The sequence below is a fragment of the Acinetobacter endophylla genome, assembly GCF_053543775.1.
Window position 1 is genome coordinate 1 of sequence record NZ_JBLVOM010000136.1, and the last position, 715, is coordinate 715.

Annotated in this window: 1 protein-coding gene; it reads left to right on the forward strand. The window is 44.5% G+C overall.

Annotation, left to right across the window (positions count from 1 at the left end; all coding sequences use genetic code 11):
* On the forward strand, nt 1-613 hold a 613-nt coding region (gene bioB / locus ACNPNW_RS05990; RefSeq protein WP_448766710.1), incomplete at its 5' end, for a biotin synthase BioB.
* Nucleotides 614-715: the final 102 nt, after the last annotated feature.

The following is a 715-nucleotide window of genomic DNA, read 5'->3' on the forward strand; positions in this document are numbered from 1 at the left end:
CTGTATGACTCTAGGGATGCTGAATGCCTCACAAGCGGAACGTCTGAAAGATGCAGGGCTAGATTATTATAACCACAACCTTGATACCTCACGTGAATATTATGCCAATGTCATCAGTACACGTAGCTTTGATGACCGCTTAAATACGCTTGATCATGTACGTGATGCCGGAATTAATGTCTGTAGTGGCGGTATTGTCGGCTTGGGCGAAGGCGTACAAGACCGAGTCGGTTTGTTGTTTGAACTAGCGACTATGCCGATTCACCCGGGTTCGGTGCCCATAAATATGCTGGTTCCTATTGAAGGCACACCACTGGCCGATGTTGAAAAACTGGATGTGATTGACTGGATTCGTACTATTGCGGTAGCACGGATTATTATGCCGAAGAGTTATATCCGCTTGTCGGCAGGTCGTGAATCTCTCTCTGACTCTGATCAGGCACTGGCATTTATGGCTGGAGCTAACTCATTATTTTCAGGTGATAAATTGCTTACTGCCCCGAACAGTGGTGAAGGTAAAGACAAAGTCTTGTTTGCTAAATTAGGCTTAAAAGCTGAAGCTGCCAAGAAAACAGCTAAAGAATTGGCTGTAGATGCGATGCAACCTGCTTAATTAATCGTGTAACAAACAGGGATCATTTCAACTTGAATTGGTCCCTTTTTATTGGAGCAGACAAAATGAAGATACTGATGATTACGGGTTGGGGGCTAGGAA